Source organism: Ruegeria arenilitoris, from assembly GCF_013032855.1.
In the GTDB taxonomy this organism is placed as follows: Bacteria; Pseudomonadota; Alphaproteobacteria; order Rhodobacterales; family Rhodobacteraceae; genus Ruegeria; species Ruegeria arenilitoris.
Window position 1 is genome coordinate 69,051 of the sequence record NZ_WQDA01000001.1, and the last position, 18,382, is coordinate 87,432.

Below are 18,382 nucleotides of genomic sequence, written 5' to 3' on the forward strand. Positions count from 1 at the left end.
GAACGACCTCATTTACTCAATATCGTACCGCAGAGAAGACACTGCTTGAGCCAAAAAGAGCGGCTCCAGCGTTCGTCGGTTGACAGAAGAACAGCACCGTCAGTCTAATGAGGCGCAACCGAGCCGAGTGATCGTCGTTGTATGAAACGCCTCAGAATTGGAACTTCGGATCTACCGCGCGCATTCCGGCTTCTGTGTTTATCCACGATGATGTTGCTGGGAGCGGCTTCGTGCGGCCGCCCGCCGGAATTGGTAGGGATCGATAATCCAAGACTTCCTGCATCTGAGGTAAAAGAGGCCAAGCGCCAAACAGTCTTCATTGCCACGACGCGTCAAGCGTCCGGTGCAGAAGGGGTCTTCTTTTCCGGTGACCGCGGTGAGGGTTTGGGTTTGGCTTCAGTAGTCGTCACCATCCCGCCAATTCACAAAGCAGGGAAAATTGAAAGAGCCAGCTCTCTGCCACCTATTGCCTCAAAGCACTTCACCATAGTTGAACCAAAAGTCTATGTTTCGGAAGCCGCCTTTGTTTCTGAAATTGACAATCAGTTACTGAACCTCAGCGTTTCCGACAGAAACGTTCTGGTCTTTGTGCACGGCTACAACACGACCCTGAGCGATGCCATCCTTAGATTGGCACAGTTTGTCGAGGATACCGAGTATGACGGGATCCCCGTATTGATGTCATGGGCGTCTGCTGCAGAGACTCTGAAATACGTCTACGATATCAACAGCGCCCTCGCTGCCAGATCAGACTTTTTGAAAGCCGGTGAGATCATTTCGCGATCACAGGCTCAACAATTTGACATACTCGCGTTTTCGATGGGAGCGTTCCTTACGATGGAAGCCATCTCACAAGCCGAAATTGCTGGCGAGTTTAATCCCAACAAAAAAATTCGAAACATAATTCTGGCAGCACCCGATATCGATTTGGCGGTATTCGAAAGCCAGCTCTCAACTATCACCCACGACAATCAGAAAATCTTTGTTCTCGTATCCTCGGACGACGGAGCCTTGAGTTTTTCGAAGTTCATTTCTGGCGGAGTCGACCGTGTTGGCACAGCCGATGCCGCCGAACTCGCAAGGTCAGGAGTCACCGTTATTGATCTCAGCCAAGTACAGGACTCTCAAAGCACAAGTCACTCGAAATTTGCTTCGTCCCCTGAGGTTGTTCGAATTGCTGGTGAAGCAATCCGCACGAGCGGACGGACCGGCAGGCGTTCTACAACAGAACTTCAGGACCTTATTGGCGAAGGTTCAGTGGAAGTTGTAGGCGAACCTTAATTTCTTGATTTCCCAAGCCTGTTGCCAGAATAGTGCCGATCGGCAAAACGCTACCGCGGGCTGCGTTTCGCCAGAATCCGCTGCAAGGTCCGGCGGTGCATGTTCAGACGTCGCGCTGTTTCCGAGACGTTTCGGTCACACAGCTCGTAAACCCGCTGGATGTGCTCCCACCGCACGCGGTCGGCGCTCATGGGGTTTTCGGGGGGCGGGGGCAGTTCGTCGCCCTTGGCCAGCAGCGCGTTGGTGATGTCGGTGGCGTCGGCGGGTTTCGACAGATAGTCGGTCGCGCCGATTTTCACCGCCGCCACGGCAGTCGCAATTGCACCGTATCCGGTCAGAACCACCACCCGGCTGTCGGGGCGCTTTTCCCGCAGCACCTCGACCACGTCCAGCCCGTTGCCATCCTCGAGCCGCAGGTCCACCACGGCAAAGGCGGGCGGGCGGGCGGTGGCGATCGCGCGGCCGGCGGCGACGGATCCGGCGGTTTCCACCTCGAACCCGCGCTTTTCCATCGCCCTGGCGAGACGTCTCAGAAACGGCTCGTCATCATCCACCAAAAGCAGGGATTTGTCGGGGCCGATGTCAAGCTGGGCACTGTCTGCCATAGTGTGGTCTTTCTGCTATTTCATGCCGATAGGCTTTGAGATGAGTAATAGCAGCGCCACACCAAAGGTCAAACCGACGGTTACTCTGCCGCCTGGTCCACAAAGCAGGCAACGGTGTCGGCCATCTGCTCGGCCGTCGCGTCGCGTTTGAAAAACTCAAGGAACCCGTCCTGCGGCGTGACGAGGTAGGTAAATGTCGAATGGTCGACCAGGTAGTACTCGTCGCTCTTGTCCTGGGCCTTGTAATAGGTCTTGTAGGCCTGGCTCGCGGCCTTGACCTGTTCCGGCGTACCGGTGAGGCCAATCATCTTTTCATGCAGGTTGTAGGCAAAATCCCCCACGACGTCGGGGGTGTCCCGGTCCGGGTCCACCGAGATGAAGATCGGAGTGACCGAATAACCGCGCTCGGTCAGCAGGTCGACGGCCTCGGCATTGCGGGTGGTGTCCAGCGGACAGACATCGGGGCAGAAGGTATAGCCGAAATAGATCAGCGAGGGCTCGGTGATCACGTCCTTGTCGGTCACGGTTTCACCCTTGGAGTTGACCAACTCGAACGGGCCGCCGATGGTTGCTGTGCCGCCTGCAATCTGGCTGGACCGGCACTGGGCAAACTTGTCATCCGAGCCGCCGCCGCGCGTCATCAGCCACATGGCGCCCAGGCCCACGGCCAGCACGACGGTTGCAAGAATGGCATAAAGGCGGGTCATGGCGAAATTCCTGACACATGGGGTTGTTGATCGGTTCGGCCGGGACACCTATCAAGTTGACCAGCGGACGCAACAGGACATAATCGCCCGATGACGGATTCCAACACCAGCCTCTGGCGCGGACAGGAACGCAGCAGCTGGATCCGGCTGCGCACGCTGATCCTGCTGCGGTGGGTGGCAATCATCGGCCAGATCACGGCCATCACCGTGGCCCAGCAGACCTATCACGTCCAGCTGGAGCTTGGGCTGTGCTACCTTGCCATCGGTGTTTCGGTCATGGGCAACCTGACCGCGATCCTGCTGTTCCCACAGAACAAACGCCTGTCGGAATTCGAAAACTTCCTCATGGTGATGTTCGACCTGCTGCAGCTGGCTTTCCTGCTGTATCTCACAGGCGGTCTGAACAACCCGTTTGCCCTGCTTTTGCTGGGCCCCGTGACGATTGCGGCCAACGTCATGAGCACCCGGTCGACCCTGATCATCGGGGGCGCCGCAATCGTGCTGGCGACGCTTCTGGCCCAGTTTCACCTGCCGCTGCGCACCGATCTCGGCCTTGTTCTGGACATCCCCGACATCCTGCTGTTCGGCAACTGGGCCGCCATCGTGATCGCGATCGTATTCATCGGCGCCTATTCGCACCGCATCAGCGCCGAGGTTCAGTCAATGTCCGAGGCGCTGGCCGCCACCCATATGGCCCTGGCGCGCGAGCAGAAGCTGACCGACCTCGGCGGCGTTGTCGCCGCCGCTGCACACGAGTTGGGGACCCCACTGGCCACGATCAAGCTGACCAGCTCGGAACTGATCGAAGAATTGGACGACCGCCCGGACCTGAAAGAAGACGCCGCCCTGATCCGCGAGCAGGCCGACCGATGCCGCGACATACTGCGCGACATGGGTCGGGCCGGCAAAGATGACCTGCACCTGCGCCAGGCACCTTTGTCCGCCGTGATCCACGAGGCGGCCGAGCCCCATATACACAGGGGAAAACAGGTACATTTTGACGAAGGCCCCGGGCCTGACGGGGATGTCCAGCAGCCCTCGATCCTGCGCAAGCCCGAGATCATTCATGGCCTGCGAAACCTGATCCAGAACGCCGTGGACTTTGCCCGCGCACAAGTCTGGGTCGAGGCCGAATGGACGCCGGACCGGATCACCGTCAGCATCATGGATGACGGGCGCGGTTATCCGTCACACATCATCGGCCGTATCGGTGACCCGTTCATGCGCCGCAGACGCGCCGAAAGCGATCTGCGCACACGCCCCGAATACGAGGGTATGGGGTTGGGCCTATTCATCGCAAAAACGCTCTTGGAGCGCAGCGGCGCCGAACTGAAATTTGCAAATGGGTCAGACCCTTACCAGGCGGTGACGAACCAGGCCGAGCGACGCGGCGCAATCGTGCTGGTGACATGGCCGCGCAAGCTGATCGATGCGCAGACAGGCGACAACCCGGTGCCGTCGGGCGTGAACGAACGGTTCCAAGTCTGAGTTAAGACACCGTTAACTATTTCAGCGCAAAGTCGAGTCCGGTTTGTTTTTGGGGTAGGCGGCACTGTGGCCGACTGGATCATACTTGCGGCGATCAGCCTGGTTTCGTCGGGCTTTGCCCTACAGTGGCTCATGCCGCGCCGTCCGCGGCGCGGTGACAATTTTGGTTTGTCTGCGCCGGCTTCGTTGCTGGATGCAGTGTTTCTGTTCAACGGAAGCCGCCTGATCAGCCATTCCGACATCGCCTTGTCCGGGTTCGAAGCGGTGAATGATTGGGATGATCTCAGGCGCCTGCTGCAGCGCGACTTTCCGGCCTTCCCCGAGACTTACGAAACCGTCCGCCAGCAAGGCAATATCGTGGTTTCGGCCATAGATTGTACGGTTGAGCGCGAGGTTCGGTGTGAATGGATCGACGGCATCGTCCGGGTGCAGTTGCGTGATCTGACCGGCATCACCGAACCGACAAGGAGGGATCCGAACGATCCGATCCGCCTCGCCATGGATCGCGCGCCCTACCCCGTGTGGCTTCTGGATCATGCCAACAAGGTAAGATGGTGCAACGCCGCCTATGTTGCACTGGCCCGCAAGGCGCGTGGGCAGGACACGGATCTGACCCAACCCATGTTCCCTGAATTGACCGAAGACACGCGGCCCGGCAAGAAGACCCGCGTGTCAATTCCGGTGAAGGACAGCAGCAGCAAGCTGTGGTTCGATCTGACGCTTGTGGGGCTGGACGAAGGTCACCTGCATTACGCGGTCGACGTAAACGCCATTGTCGAGGCCGAGACCGCCCAGCGCAAATTCGTCCAGACGATGACGAAAACCTTCGCGCAGCTGTCGATCGGCCTGGCAATCTTTGATCGAAACCGCCAGTTGGCGCTGTTCAACCCCGCCTTGATCGACCTGACCGCATTGCCGCCCGACTTCCTGAGTTGCCGGCCGAATATCTCAAGCTTCTTTGACCGCCTTCGGGACCAGCACATGATGCCCGAACCCAAGAACTACCGCAGTTGGCGCCGGCAGATGAACGATCTTCTGGAAGCAGCCGAGGACGGAAACTATCAGGAAACCTGGTCACTACCGTCGGGCTCAGTCTATTCGGTCAGCGGTCGCCCCCATCCCGACGGCGCCGTCGCCTTTCTGTTCGAGGACATCACGGCCGAGATCACCCTGACCCGCCGGTTCCGGTCCGAGATGGACCTTATGCAGTCAATCCTCGACAAGCTTGCGGACGCCGTCGCAGTTTTTGCCGATGACGGGACACTGGCTTTCACCAACTACGCCTACCAGCTGCTGTGGGGAGACTCGGACGAGGTCGGCTTTGAACCAGCCACGGTTCTGGACGTCACGCGCCAGTGGCAGTCGCAATGCCAGGCCAATCCAATTCTGGGTGACATTCGGGACTTCGTGGAAATGCGCAACAACCGGGCCGAGTGGAGCTCTGATCTGTACAAGCGCGACGGCACCCGGCTCTTGTGTACGGTCAGCCCTATCCAGAATGGCGCAACCATCGTCCGGTTCACGATCGAACACGCGCGTGGAGAAACGCCGGATATGTTGCAGATCACCGCCTGAACCGGGTTGCAGAGGGTTCGGCCCCCGTTCATTGTGGCGCCATGAATTCGCCCGCTTCGATCACTCTGACATCACCGGAAGAAACCGCCGATCTGGCCAGCCGCCTGTCCGCCCATTTGGCGCCCGGCGACGTTATTTTGCTGGACGGCCCAATCGGCAGTGGCAAAACCCATTTTGCACGCAATCTGATCCAATCGGCACTGCCTGTGCCCGAAGATGTGCCATCGCCCACATTCACGCTGGTTCAGGTTTACGATGTTGAAGCCGGCGAAATCTGGCACTCCGATCTGTACCGGCTTACCTCGGTGGATGAGATCGAGGAATTGGGCCTGACCGGGGCCTTTGATACGGCGATCTGCCTTGTGGAATGGCCTGACAAGCTGGGTCCGCTACAACCGGCCTCGGCCCTGTTGGTGCAGTTTCATGCCGACCCCGCTGCCGAAGAAACCCGACACCTGACCCTGACGTGGTCCGACCCCAAGTGGACCGAAAAACTGAAGAGGATCGCATGACCAACCGCGCAGTTCTGGCCGAGGCGCTGGTCGCACGGACCCCTTGGGCCAAAGCCTCTCGCGCGCCGCTGGCTGGAGACGCCTCGAACCGCCGGTATGAACGCCTGACCGACCCGGATACCGGGCGGACCGCCGTTTTGATGGACGCGCCCTCGGACAAGGAGGAAGACGTGGAACCGTTTGTCAGGGTGGCAAAATTCCTGCAGTCCGTCGGTCTGAGCGCGCCCGAGATTCTTGCCGAGGACGCCGAGAACGGGTTCCTCCTGCTGGAGGATTTCGGCGACGACCTGTTTGCCCGCCTGATCGAGAAGCAGCCGGAGGTCGAGCGTGAATTGTACGAGGCCGCAACCGACGTGCTGATCCATCTGCACTCTGGGCCCCTGCCCTCATTGGACAGCTATGACCCGTCCCTCATGGCGGAATTGTCGGCTCTTGCCTTCACCAAATATGCCCAAGGGATACAAGGCGCCTATGACCAAGACGCCCATGATCGTTTTCAGCATCGGTTCGCCGACATATTGCTGCAGGAAACCTCGGGCACGCGGGTGGTGACCCTAAGGGACTACCATGCCGAGAACCTGATCTGGCTGCCTGAGCGCGACGGGGTCCGCCGGGTCGGTCTGCTGGATTTTCAAAGCGCAATGCTGTGCCATCCCGCCTATGATCTGATGTCGTTGCTGCAGGATGTCCGCCGTACTGTCCCGGCCGCAATCGAAATGAGCATGGTCAACCGCTACATCACGGCAACAGGTGTGGATGACCACGATTTCCGCACGGCGTACAGTGTCCTCGGCGCCCAACGCAACCTGCGGATACTGGGTGGATTTGCCCGCCTTGCCACCGACTATGGCAAACCGCATTACGTGGATCTTATCCCGGCGGCCTGGGCCCATCTGATGCGCGATCTCGAGCATCCGGCGCTGGTCTCGGTCGCGGATCTGGTTCGGCAGGCGCTGCCATCCCCAACGCCCGAAAACCTTGCAAGGCTGAGGGCCGGATGACCGATACACCCGAGGCCATCATGCTGTTTGCCGCCGGTTTCGGCACCCGCATGGGCGCGTTGACCCGCACCCGACCCAAGCCGCTTATCCCAGTGGCCGGACGGCCCTTGATCGACCATGCTCTGGAGTTGACGGATTCGGTGCGGCCGCGCCGGGTGGTCGCGAACCTGCATTACCTGGCCGACCAGTTGGCCGATCACTTGGCGCCGCGCGGCGTCCTGCTGTCGCATGAACAGCCGGACATCCTGGAAACCGGCGGCGGATTGCGGGCGGCCTTGCCGCTGCTGGGTCCGGGGCCGGTTTTCACGATGAATACCGACGCGATCTGGTCCGGGCCCAACCCTTTGGAATTGCTGTTGGATGCCTGGGATCCGGCGCGAATGGACGCGCTGTTGATCTGCGTGCCGATCGCACAGACGATCGGACATGCGGGCCCTGGAGATTTCAGGATCGACCCCCAAGGCCGGCTTGAACGCGGGCCGGGTCACGTCTATGGCGGCATTCAGATCCTGAAGACCGACGGCCTGGCGGACATTCCTGAAAAGGCTTTCTCGCTCAATGTCTTGTGGGACCGGATGCACCGCGATGGCCGGCTGTTCGGGCTGCAATACCACGGGCGCTGGTGCGATGTGGGCCGCCCCGAAGGCATCGCCCTGGCCGAGGAGATGCTGGCCGATGTTTGACCCCGGCGCCACCCCCCGGGTCTTTGCGGTGCCGCCCGGTGCGGATTTTCCGCAGGCACTGGTGCGTGGGCTGCGGGCGCGCTACGACGGCCACCCGCCCGAGGCACTGGCCCGCGTGCAACTGGTGCTGAACACCCGCCGCATGGCCCGCCGCGTGCGCGAGCTGTTCGATCAGGGTCCGCCCTGCCTGTTGCCCCGCATTTCGCTGGTGACCGATCTGGGCGAAAGCGTCGATCTGGATCAGGTACCGCCCGCCGTGCCGCCCTTGCGTCGCCGGCTGGAACTGACGCAACTGGTGGCGCGACTTATGGACCAGCAACCGGACCTGGCCGCACGGTCCTCGCTGTTCGACCTGTCCGACAGCCTCGCCGCCCTGATCGAAGAGATGCAGGGCGAATGCGTCCCGCCCGAGGCAATCCGGCAGCTGGACGTGACCGACCTGTCGGGCCATTGGGCACGGGCGCAGGCCTTCATCGGCATCGCCGACCAGTTCCTCAAGACCGAGGATGGCAGCCTGGACGTGCAGGCCCGCCAGCGCCGCGTGGTCGAGAACCTGATCGCCCGTTGGCAGGACGCGCCGCCGCAACACCCGGTGATCCTGGCCGGGTCCACCGGCTCGCGCGGGACCACGCTGATGCTGATGCAGGCGGTGGCGCGGCTACCGCAGGGGGCGCTGATCCTGCCGGGGTACGATTTCGACCAGCCCGCCCATGTCTGGGAGCGGCTGGATTCGGCAATGACCTCGGAGGATCACCCGCAATACCGGTTCCGCAAGCTGATGACCGAACTGGGGATCGGGCCGGCCCAGATTGCAGCCTGGACCCCGGACCAGCCCCCCTCGCCCGCGCGCAACCGTCTGGTTTCATTGGCATTGCGCCCTGCCCCGATCACCGATGCCTGGATGAGCGAAGGCCCGCAGCTGCGCGATCTGGATGCCGCGACTCGCAACATCACCTTGGTCGAGGCGCAATCGCCGCGGGCCGAGGCGCTGGCCATCGCCCTGCGCCTGCGGCAGGCGGCCGAGACCGGCCAGACCGCCGCCCTGATCACCCCCGACCGGATGCTGACCCGCCAGGTCAGCGCCGCGCTGGACCGCTGGAACATCCTGCCCGATGACAGCGCCGGCCTGCCGCTGCAACTGTCGCCACCGGGCCGGTTCCTGCGCCATGTGGCCGGGCTGTTCGCGCGCCGTCTGGATGCCGAGGCACTGCTGACCCTGCTGAAACACCCTTTGTGTCACAGCGCCGGCGACCGCGGCGCGCATCTGTTGCACAGCCGCGATCTGGAACTGCACCTGCGCCGCAACGGCCCGCCCTTCCCCGACAGCGCCAGCCTGACAGGTTTTGCCGTCGAAAAAGACGTGCCGGATGCGTGGGCTCTGTGGCTGATCCGCAATTTCTGCAACCAGCAGAAAAGCGGCACCCTGCCCCTGACCGACTGGGTGCAGCGCCTGCGCGATCTGGCCGAGGCGATTGCTAGCGCCGGAACCGACGGCGCGGGCGAGTTGTGGGACAAGAACGCAGGTCAATCGGCGCTGGCGGTAATCTCGGGACTTGCAGACGAGGCCGAGCACGGCGGCGAGATGACGGCGCTGGATTTCGCCGATCTGCTGGGCGCGCTGCTGGCCGGGCAAGAGGTCCGCGACCGCGACGCCCCCCACCCGCGGATCATGATCTGGGGCACGCTCGAAGCGCGCGTTCAGGGTGCCGACCTGCTGATCCTGGGCGGGTTGAACGAAGGCAGCTGGCCCGAGGCTCCCGCGCCAGACCCCTGGCTGAACCGCCAGATGCGCGACCGTGCCGGCCTGTTGCTGCCGGAACGGCGAATCGGCCTGTCGGCGCATGATTTCCAGCAGGCCATCGGCGCGACCGAGGTCTGGCTGACCCGCGCGGTCCGCTCGGATGATGCCGAAACCGTGCCGTCACGCTGGCTGAACCGGTTGACAAACTTGTTGCAGGGCCTGCCGGATCAGGGCGGCCGCGCGGCGCTGGAACAGATGCGCGACCGGGGCAAGACATGGCTGCGCTGGTCCGAGATGCTGGAACAGGCGCCCCGGATCGCCGCCGCACCGCGTCCTTCACCGCGACCGCCGGTGGTCGCGCGCCCGCGCCGCCTTTCGGTGACCGAGATCAAGCGGCTGATCCGCGACCCTTATGCGATCTATGCCAAGCACGTCCTGCGCCTGAAACCGCTGGACCCGCTGGTGCAGGCGCCCGACGCCCTGCTGCGCGGCATCGTGATCCACGAAATCCTGGAACATTTCGTCAAAGACAGCGTGCTGGACAGTGCGCTGCTGACCCGCGACAACTTCCTGAAACGGGCCGAGGCGCTGCTGGATCAGCATGTCGCCTGGCCCACCGCCCGGAAACTGTGGCTGGCGCGGCTCGAGCGGGCCGCCGACGACTTTCTGCGCGCCGAGATCAGCCGCCGCAGCGACGGCGGTCCGATCGCCTTCGAGGCCAAGATGCGCCTGACGCTGGAACCGCTTGGGTTCACCCTGAATGGCCGCGCCGACCGGATCGACCGCAACAGCCGCGGCGCGCTGACCATCATCGACTACAAGACCGGCACGCCACCCTCGGAGTCGCAGCAGGCCAAGTTCGACAAGCAATTGCTGATAGAGGCCGCGATGGCCGAGCAGGGCGGGATCGAAGGATTTGACCCGATGGCCGTGGCCAACGCCGTGTTCATCGGTATGGGCGGCACCTACAAAGAGGTCCCGGCACCCTTGGACAAAGAGCCGCCCGACAGGGTTCTGGCCGAGCTGAAGGAGCTGATTTCCACTTATTTAGAGCCTGATCAGGGGTTTTCGTCGCGCCGGATGATGCACAAGGACAGCGACGTGGGCGACTATGACCACCTGGCGCGGTTCGGCGAATGGGACCGCACCGCCGAAACCAAGCCCGAGGATCTGACATGACCCCGCGCGACGAAGCGACCGAACGGCAGGTTCAGGCGGCGCGGCCCGATGCGTCGACCTGGCTGGCGGCCAATGCGGGCTCGGGCAAGACGCGGGTTCTAACCGACCGCGTGGCGCGGCTGCTGCTGGACGGTGTTCAGCCGCAGCACATCCTGTGCCTGACCTACACCAAGGCCGCCGCCAGCGAGATGCAGAACCGCCTGTTCAAGCGGCTGGGCGAGTGGGCGATGCTGGACGACGCGGCGTTGCTGCGGCAACTGACCGAACTGGGCGTCGAGGGGGTGATCGACCCCGACCGCTTGGCCCGTGCCCGCACCCTGTTCGCGCGCGCCATCGAAACGCCGGGCGGGCTGAAGATCCAGACGATCCACTCGTTCTGCGCCTCGCTGCTGCGGCGGTTCCCGCTCGAGGCCGGGGTCAGCCCGCAGTTTTCCGAGATGGAAGACCGTGCCGCGGCCCTGCTGCGCGAGGAAATCGTCGAGGATTTCGCCGAAGGCCCGCAGGCCCGCCTGATCGAAGACGTGGCCCGCCACATCACCGATACCGGCTTTGACAAGCTGACCGCCGCAATCGCCCAGAAGCGCACCCTGTTCACGCCCGCGCTGCAATGGCCCGAAGTGCTGGCCCGTTTTGGCCTGCCCGAGGGTTTCGACGAGGACGCGCTGCTGGCGCAGGTGTTTCTGGGCGGCGAGGTCGAGCTGATCCGGTCGATCCTTCCGGCGCTGGCGGGCGGCGGCAAGACCGACGCCAAGGCGGCCGAGAAACTGTCGGGCTTCACCGAACCCGCCTTGGGTCAGTTGCCGGTGCTGGAAGACGTGTTTCTGACCGGAAAATCCGCCAAAGAGCCCTTTACCGCCAAGATCGGCAACTTTCCCACCAAGGCGCTGCGCGAGGGGGTTCTGGCGGGGCAGATGGATCCGCTCGAGGCGCTGATGCGGCGGGTCGAGGCCGCGCGGGAAGGACGACTGGCGCTGGCAGCTGCGCGCAAGTCCATGGTTCTGCACCGCTTCGCGGCGGCATTCCTGCCGGAATATGAGCGCCGCAAGCAATTGCACGGCTGGCTGGATTTCGACGACCTGATCCTGCGCGCGCGCCTGCTGCTGAACGATCCGGCGGTGGCCGCTTGGGTTCTGTACCGGCTGGATGGCGGCATCGACCACATCCTGGTGGACGAGGCGCAGGACACCAGCCCCGATCAATGGGATGTGGTCGAGAAACTGGCGCAGGAATTCACCAGCGGCGAGGGCGCCCGGTCCGGGGTCGAGCGGACGATCTTCGTGGTCGGCGACAAGAAACAGTCGATCTATTCCTTCCAGGGGGCCGACCCGCAGGCCTTTGACCGGATGCAGGCCGAATTCGGGCGGAAACTGCAGGAATCAGGCTCTAAACTGTGGGATTGGACGCTGGAATATTCGTTCCGCTCCTCCAGCGCCATCCTGTCGCTGGTCGATATCCTGTTCGAAAACCGCGCCGAGGCGGGGTTTCAGAAAGAATCTCAGCACCGCGCCTTCAAGGCCGATCTGCCGGGCCGGGTCGATCTGTGGCCTGTGGTGGAAAAGGTCGAGGACGCGGACGAGGGCGACTGGACCGATCCGGTCGATCGGCCCGCGGCGCAACATCACACGGTGATCCTGGCCAACCAGATCGCCGCGCGCATCAAGGCCATGATCGACGCCGGCGAAACCATCCCCGAAGACGGCCCCACGCGCGGCACGTTCGTGCGCCGCAAGGTGCGGCCGGGGGATTTCCTGATCCTGGTGCAGCGCCGCTCGGACCTGTTCGCCGAGATCATCCGCGCCTGCAAGGCCCAAGGTTTGCCGATCGCAGGGGCCGACAGGCTGAAGGTGGGCGCGGAACTGGCGGTCAAGGATCTGGCCGCGCTGCTGAGCTTTCTCGCCACGCCCGAGGATGACCTGTCGCTGGCCACGGTGCTGAAATCGCCGCTGTTCGGTTGGTCCGAGCAGATGCTGTTCGACCTCGCTCATCGCCGGCAGGAAAAGTACCTGTGGGCGGCGCTGCGCCAACGAGCCGGGGATTTTCCCGAAACGCTGGCCGTGTTGAACGATCTGCGCGGGCAGGTGGACTTTCTGCGCCCCTACGACCTGATCGAACGGGTGCTGACCCGCCATGACGGCCGTCGCAAATTGTTGGGCCGCCTGGGCGCCGAGGCCGAGGACGGCATCAACGCGTTGCTGTCACAGGCGCTGGCCTATGAGCGGTCGGACATTCCCAGCCTGACCGGTTTCCTGGTCTGGATGCAGACCGACGACCTTGAGATCAAGCGCCAGATGACCGGCGTGGGCAACATGATCCGGGTGATGACGGTGCATGGCTCAAAAGGGCTGGAGGCGCCGATCGTGATCCTGCCGGACACCGGCAAGCGGCAGCCGCCCCGCGATGCCGAGATCATGGTCGCCGACGGAACGCCGCTGTGGAAGGTGCCCACCGACCTGTCGCCCAGCCTTGTCACCCGTGCCCGCGAAGACGCGCGCCAACGCGAGGAGAACGAGCGGCTGCGTTTGCTGTACGTCGCGCTGACCCGGGCCGAGAAATGGCTGATCGTGGCGGCGGCCGGCGATCTGGGCCGGGACGGGTCCAGCTGGTACCAGCTGGTCGAAGAGGCGATGGGCCGGGCAGGCGCCACCGAGACCCCCGGCACCGGCATCCGCCGTCTGGCGCATGGCGATTGGGAGGGTCTGCCGCTGGACCATCGCCCGACCCCGGAGCCGGTGCAGGATACCCTGCCGGACCTGTTCCACCGGCCCGCGCCCGAGCCGATGCCCGATCCCGAGACGCTCAGCCCCTCCGATCTGGGCGGGGCCAAGGCCCTGGCGGGCGAAACCGGGCTTGAGGAAGAGGCCGCCAAGCTGCGCGGCACCCGCCTGCACCTGCTGCTCGAGCATCTGGCCCCGGCGCCGCGCGACCGGTGGGATCAGCTCTGCGCCCGGCTTCTGCCCGATATGCAGGACGGTGACCGCCGCGACCTTCTGGCAGAAGCGGCGGGCGTGCTGACCGCACCGGACCTGACCCCCGTCTTTGCCCCTGACGCGCTGGCCGAGGTGCCGGTCTCGGCCACTCTGGACGGTCGCCGGATCCACGGGGTGATCGACCGGTTGATCGTGACGGATGACGTGGTGCAAGTCATTGATTTCAAATCAAACGCCACGGTTCCCGATCGGGCCGAAACCTGCCCCGAGGGCCTGCTGCGCCAGATGGGCGCCTATGCCGCCGCGCTGTCGCTGATCTATCCCGGCCGCGAGATCCGCACCGCGATTTTGTGGACGCGGACGGCGCGCCTGATGTGGCTGCCACACGATCTTGTGACAGATGCGCTGGTGCGGGCCCAGATATCTTGACCTCCCCAATTGGCGCACCTACGTTCGACTCCCAACCGCATGTCATTCAGGAGACAGAATATGTCGACCGTAGCCGTAACCGACGAAACCTTTGACGCCGAAGTCAAGAACTCGGACGTCCCCGTCGTGGTGGATTTCTGGGCCGAGTGGTGCGGACCCTGCAAGCAGATCGGCCCCGCTCTGGAAGAGCTGGCGGCCGAATATGGCGGCAAGGTCAAGATCGCCAAGGTCGACGTGGACAGCAACCCCAACTCGGCCGCAGCCATGGGCGTACGCGGTATTCCCGCGCTGTTCATCTTCAAGGACGGTCAGGTGGTTTCGAACCGCGCAGGCGCTGCCCCGAAGGCCGCCCTGCAAAGCTGGATCGACGAATCCATCTGATACCGAACGGAACTCAACAAAAGAAGGCGCTCCTCACCGGGCGCCTTTTTTGTTCACGGCCTGCGCAAAAAGAAAAAGCCGCCCGGAAATCCAAGCGGCCATTCGTCTTTAGTCGAATTCGGTCTGAATTCAGATTTTGGCGATATCTTCGCGGACCAGACCGATATCTTCCAGCTGGGCATCGCTCAGTTGCGACAGCAGCTTGCGGGTCTTGCGGGCGGTGTTCCATTCGGCGACAGCTTCGAAAGCGTGCGAGATGCCGTCCACTACTCGCAGGATGGTAGCTGCTCCGAGCGGCGCATGGATATTTGCGGTGGTTGCCATTTGCGCATTCCTTTTGTGAAACAGCCGACCCTGTGTCGGTTGTAAGCCTCATCTAGTCTTGCGACAGGCGACTCACAATTGCTGGTCCGACAACCCCGTGATGCACGGATTGCATATCTTTTGGGCAGTTTGAGAACGGGTTGCGCGGATCGCGCCTCCGGCCCATATAGGGCATCAACGGATACGGAGGCTTGAATGGCGGAGAACGACTTTCCCGGTTGGCACGGCACCACGATCATCGGCGTCAAGAAAGGCGGCCAGATCGTCATCGCGGGTGACGGGCAGGTCAGCCTGGGCCAGACCGTGATCAAGGGCACCGCCCGCAAGGTGCGGCGCCTGTCGCCCGGCGGGTTCGAGATCGTCGCCGGGTTCGCCGGATCGACCGCCGATGCCTTCACACTGCTGGAACGGCTGGAAGCCAAGCTGGAGGCCACGCCCGGCCAACTGGCTCGCGCCTCGGTCGAACTGGCCAAGGACTGGCGCACCGACAAGTACCTGCAGAAGCTTGAGGCGATGCTGATCGTCACCGACGGCCGTGACCTGTTCGTGATCACCGGGGCCGGGGACGTGCTCGAACCGGAACATGACGTGGCGGCGATCGGGTCGGGTGGCAACTTTGCCCTGGCAGCCGCGCGCGCGATGATGGACAGCGACAAGTCGGCCGAGGAGGTTGCCCGCGAGGCCATGGCAATTGCCGCGGATATCTGTGTCTACACCAACGGCAACCTGACGGTTGAGAGCATTTCGGGCTAGGGGTCAGGCCAGCAGGACCGAAATCTCCTTGCCCTTCCACCGGCGGTGCATCCCGATCAGCCCCAGAATGGCCGAGGCGATCACGATGTAATAGGGCAGGCGGATATCGATGCTCATCAACCCGCCGCCGATCAGCGACATGATTCCACCGGCCAGGCAGAACACGGCCGTGGTTACGCCCATGACCCAGCCCTGATCCGCCTCGCTGACCGACGAGGAGAACAGGCCCAGAAGGGTCGGGTAGGCCACGCCGAACAGGAAATAGAACAGGAACACCGGCACGTAGCTGAGCACGCCGCTGGGGCTGAAGGCAAAGGCAAAGCCGCAGATAACCATGACGATCAGCGAAACATATATGATGTTGTGCTTGCTGAACCGTTCCTGCGCGGGTTTCACGAGAAACGTACTGGAGAAGGCCAGCGCCACACCAATGACGACCATGGCCATGCTGCCGCCGATCACGCCGTAACCAAAAGCGCTGGTCAGGAAATTGTCCACAAACACGTAGAAGGTGACGTTCGCGATCATGAAGAACGCGTAGACGGGCAGGATCTTCAGAACCATGGGGTGGCCACGTACGGCGACCAGGCTGTCGGTCACATCGCGGGGGCGAAAGACGAAGGGTTCGCGTTCGGTTCGGGTATCCTTGAAAAAGAACAGCACCAGCAGGATCGCGATAAGCACCAGGACAAACGCGCCGTAGAATGGGGTCTTGAGCGTGGCAACGCTGCCCAAAAGCGCCGCATCCGACAGGACCGCTCCGATGATCGGGCCGCCGACCAGGCCAAAGCTGACCCCTGTCACGATATAACCCATGTTCCGGTCACGATCGGCTGCATCCGTGCTGCCGTCGATCATGGCCGCCTGCGCAATGGGTTGGTTTCCTGCCGTGAACCCGGTGATCGACCGGCCCACGATCAACAGGATCAGGCTGTTGAGATACAGCGCCGCAATGGTGATCGCATAACCGGCCAGCGCTCCGCCCAGGCAGACCAGAAGTGCATTCTTGCGCCCGATGGAGTCCGAGACCTTCGAGACATAGACGACGCCCAGAAACCACGACAGGAAGAAACACCCGATCACCAGACCGTAGTAGAAGTGACGGCTGCCCATTGGCGTGCTTTCCGGCAGAAAGCCCGATTTCGTCTCCATGATCAGCGAGTTGATGATCGGAAAAACCAGCCCTTGGCCGATCAGGTCCACGAATACCACGAACAGCAGGGTTATCTTGGCTATCTTGGTCATTTCACTCTCCGGGTCCCGCGCACATTCCGCCAACCCTATCAGAGCACACCGAAATCTCCCAACATGGAGGTCAGGAAAGAATTGCATTGGCGCCGGGTCATTGTTAACCAACGCGGCCAAATGTGCGGTCTCGGTTGTTTTTGCCGACCCCGTGCTTACCTAAGCCGCAGCTGACTGCCGACCATCGAAAGGACTGCCCTGTGACCGACCTGACCCCGCGCGAGATCGTCTCGGAACTGGATCGTTTCATCATCGGGCAGAAGGATGCCAAGCGCGCTGTCGCCGTGGCCCTGCGCAACCGCTGGCGGCGCAAGCAGTTGCCGGATGACATCCGCGACGAGGTCTATCCCAAGAATATCCTGATGATCGGGCCCACCGGCGTGGGCAAAACCGAGATCAGCCGCCGCCTGGCCAAGCTTGCTCGCGCGCCTTTCATCAAGGTCGAAGCGACCAAATTCACCGAAGTCGGTTATGTTGGCCGCGATGTCGAGCAGATCATCCGCGATCTGGCCGATGCCGCGATCATCCAGACCCGTGAATACATGCGCGAAGAGGTCAAGGCCAAGGCGCATCAGGCTGCCGAGGACCGCGTGATCGAGGCCATCGCCGGCTCGGACGCCCGCGAGAGCACCCGCGAGATGTTCCGCAAGAAGCTGAAATCCGGCGAGCTGGACGACACGGTGATCGAACTTGAAATGGCCGATACGTCCAACCCGATGCCGATGTTCGACATTCCTGGCCAGCCCGGCGGTCAGATGGGCATGATGAACCTGGGCGACATTTTCGGCAAAGCTTTCGGCGGGCGCACCGTCAAGCGCCGCATGACCGTGGCCGAAAGCTATGACATCCTGATCGGGGAAGAGGCCGACAAGTTGCTGGATGACGAAACCGTCAATCGCGTTGCGCTCGAGTCAGTCGAGCAGAACGGCATCGTTTTCCTGGACGAGATCGACAAGGTCTGCGCCCGGGCAGAAACCCGCGGCGGCGATGTCAGCCGCGAAGGCGTGCAGCGCGACCTGCTGCCGCTGATCGAAGGTACGACGGTGTCCACCAAACACGGCCCGGTCAAGACCGACCACATTCTGTTCATCGCCAGCGGCGCGTTCCATATCGCCAAGCCTTCGGACCTGTTGCCGGAACTGCAGGGGCGTCTGCCGATCCGGGTCGAGCTGCGTGCGCTGACCGAAGAGGATTTCGTGCGCATCCTGACCGAGACGGACAACGCGCTGACCCGCCAGTATACGGCTTTGATGGGCACCGAAAACGTTACCGTCAGCTTTACCGAGGACGGGATCGCCGCGCTAGCCCGGATCGCCGCCGAAGTGAACCAGAGCGTCGAGAATATCGGCGCCCGGCGCCTGTACACCGTGATGGAGCGCGTTTTCGAAGATCTGTCCTTTGTCGCGCCGGACCGTGCCGGCGCGGAAATCGTGGTCAACGCGGCCTTTGTGGATGAAAACCTTGGTGAGCTGACCAAATCCACGGACCTGAGCCGTTACGTTCTGTAACATGATCAGCCGGTTTTTGCCGGTTGGTCCTGCGCAATTATCT

The 18,382-nt window shown here is 62.7% G+C and carries 15 protein-coding genes; 11 read left to right on the forward strand and 4 right to left on the reverse strand.

Annotation, left to right across the window (positions count from 1 at the left end; translation table 11 throughout):
- Positions 1–141: 141 nt before the first annotated feature.
- Complete coding sequence (locus tag GOW72_RS00330; protein ID WP_217353603.1) at positions 142–1,281, forward strand: alpha/beta hydrolase; 1,140 nt, start codon at positions 142–144, stop codon at positions 1,279–1,281.
- Between the two features lie 50 nt (positions 1,282–1,331).
- On the opposite strand, the gene GOW72_RS00335 is transcribed toward GOW72_RS00330, so the two are convergent.
- The gene (locus GOW72_RS00335) at positions 1,332–1,886 is read right to left on the reverse strand and encodes an ActR/PrrA/RegA family redox response regulator transcription factor (protein ID WP_093963867.1); all 555 of its coding nucleotides are present in this window, start codon (positions 1,884–1,886) and stop codon (positions 1,332–1,334) included.
- 80 nt (positions 1,887–1,966) lie between these two features.
- A complete protein-coding gene (locus GOW72_RS00340) occupies positions 1,967–2,593 on the reverse strand; it encodes an SCO family protein (RefSeq protein ID WP_170364314.1) in 627 nt (208 codons plus the stop codon).
- A 90-nt stretch (positions 2,594–2,683) separates the two neighbouring features.
- Between GOW72_RS00340 and regB the strand changes: the two genes are divergently transcribed.
- The 8 genes from regB to trxA all read left to right on the forward strand — a co-directional run bounded on the left by regB (position 2,684) and on the right by trxA (position 14,509).
- The gene (gene regB, locus GOW72_RS00345) at positions 2,684–4,081 is read left to right on the forward strand and encodes a sensor histidine kinase RegB (RefSeq protein WP_170364316.1); all 1,398 of its coding nucleotides are present in this window, start codon (positions 2,684–2,686) and stop codon (positions 4,079–4,081) included.
- Between the two features lie 66 nt (positions 4,082–4,147).
- Positions 4,148–5,656 carry a PAS-domain containing protein gene (locus GOW72_RS00350; protein WP_170364318.1) on the forward strand — a complete coding sequence of 503 codons (1,509 nt, stop codon included), beginning with the start codon at positions 4,148–4,150 and terminating at the stop codon, positions 5,654–5,656.
- A 41-nt stretch (positions 5,657–5,697) separates the two neighbouring features.
- Positions 5,698–6,168 carry a tRNA (adenosine(37)-N6)-threonylcarbamoyltransferase complex ATPase subunit type 1 TsaE gene (gene tsaE / locus GOW72_RS00355; protein ID WP_170364320.1) on the forward strand — a complete coding sequence of 157 codons (471 nt, stop codon included), beginning with the start codon at positions 5,698–5,700 and terminating at the stop codon, positions 6,166–6,168.
- The gene (locus tag GOW72_RS00360; protein ID WP_170364322.1) at positions 6,165–7,169 is read left to right on the forward strand and encodes an aminoglycoside phosphotransferase family protein; all 1,005 of its coding nucleotides are present in this window, start codon (positions 6,165–6,167) and stop codon (positions 7,167–7,169) included. The genes tsaE and GOW72_RS00360 overlap by 4 nt, the downstream gene beginning before the upstream one ends.
- The gene (locus GOW72_RS00365; protein ID WP_170364324.1) at positions 7,166–7,852 is read left to right on the forward strand and encodes a nucleotidyltransferase family protein; all 687 of its coding nucleotides are present in this window, start codon (positions 7,166–7,168) and stop codon (positions 7,850–7,852) included. Before GOW72_RS00360 ends, GOW72_RS00365 begins: the two co-directional genes overlap by 4 nt.
- Positions 7,845–10,772 carry a double-strand break repair protein AddB gene (gene addB, locus GOW72_RS00370; protein WP_170364326.1) on the forward strand — a complete coding sequence of 976 codons (2,928 nt, stop codon included), beginning with the start codon at positions 7,845–7,847 and terminating at the stop codon, positions 10,770–10,772. Before GOW72_RS00365 ends, addB begins: the two co-directional genes overlap by 8 nt.
- Complete coding sequence (addA, locus tag GOW72_RS00375; protein WP_170364328.1) at positions 10,769–14,128, forward strand: double-strand break repair helicase AddA; 3,360 nt, start codon at positions 10,769–10,771, stop codon at positions 14,126–14,128. Before addB ends, addA begins: the two co-directional genes overlap by 4 nt.
- A 60-nt stretch (positions 14,129–14,188) precedes the next feature.
- Complete coding sequence (gene trxA / locus GOW72_RS00380) at positions 14,189–14,509, forward strand: thioredoxin (protein ID WP_093963876.1); 321 nt, start codon at positions 14,189–14,191, stop codon at positions 14,507–14,509.
- A gap of 129 nt (positions 14,510–14,638) precedes the next feature.
- Here the strand turns inward: trxA and GOW72_RS00385 are convergent, their stop codons facing one another.
- Positions 14,639–14,833 (reverse strand): DUF1127 domain-containing protein, encoded by a 195-nt coding sequence (locus GOW72_RS00385; RefSeq protein ID WP_093963877.1) that lies wholly within the window; start codon positions 14,831–14,833, stop codon positions 14,639–14,641.
- 195 nt (positions 14,834–15,028) lie between these two features.
- Between GOW72_RS00385 and hslV the strand changes: the two genes are divergently transcribed.
- Positions 15,029–15,586 (forward strand): ATP-dependent protease subunit HslV, encoded by a 558-nt coding sequence (gene hslV, locus GOW72_RS00390; RefSeq protein WP_093963878.1) that lies wholly within the window; start codon positions 15,029–15,031, stop codon positions 15,584–15,586.
- A 3-nt stretch (positions 15,587–15,589) separates the two neighbouring features.
- Here hslV and GOW72_RS00395 read toward each other — a convergent pair whose 3' ends face one another.
- The gene (locus GOW72_RS00395) at positions 15,590–16,831 is read right to left on the reverse strand and encodes an MFS transporter (RefSeq protein WP_170364330.1); all 1,242 of its coding nucleotides are present in this window, start codon (positions 16,829–16,831) and stop codon (positions 15,590–15,592) included.
- Between the two features lie 200 nt (positions 16,832–17,031).
- On the opposite strand from GOW72_RS00395, the gene hslU reads away from it, so the two are divergent.
- The gene (gene hslU, locus GOW72_RS00400) at positions 17,032–18,339 is read left to right on the forward strand and encodes an ATP-dependent protease ATPase subunit HslU (RefSeq protein ID WP_170364332.1); all 1,308 of its coding nucleotides are present in this window, start codon (positions 17,032–17,034) and stop codon (positions 18,337–18,339) included.
- The last annotated feature ends 43 nt before the right edge of the window (positions 18,340–18,382 follow it).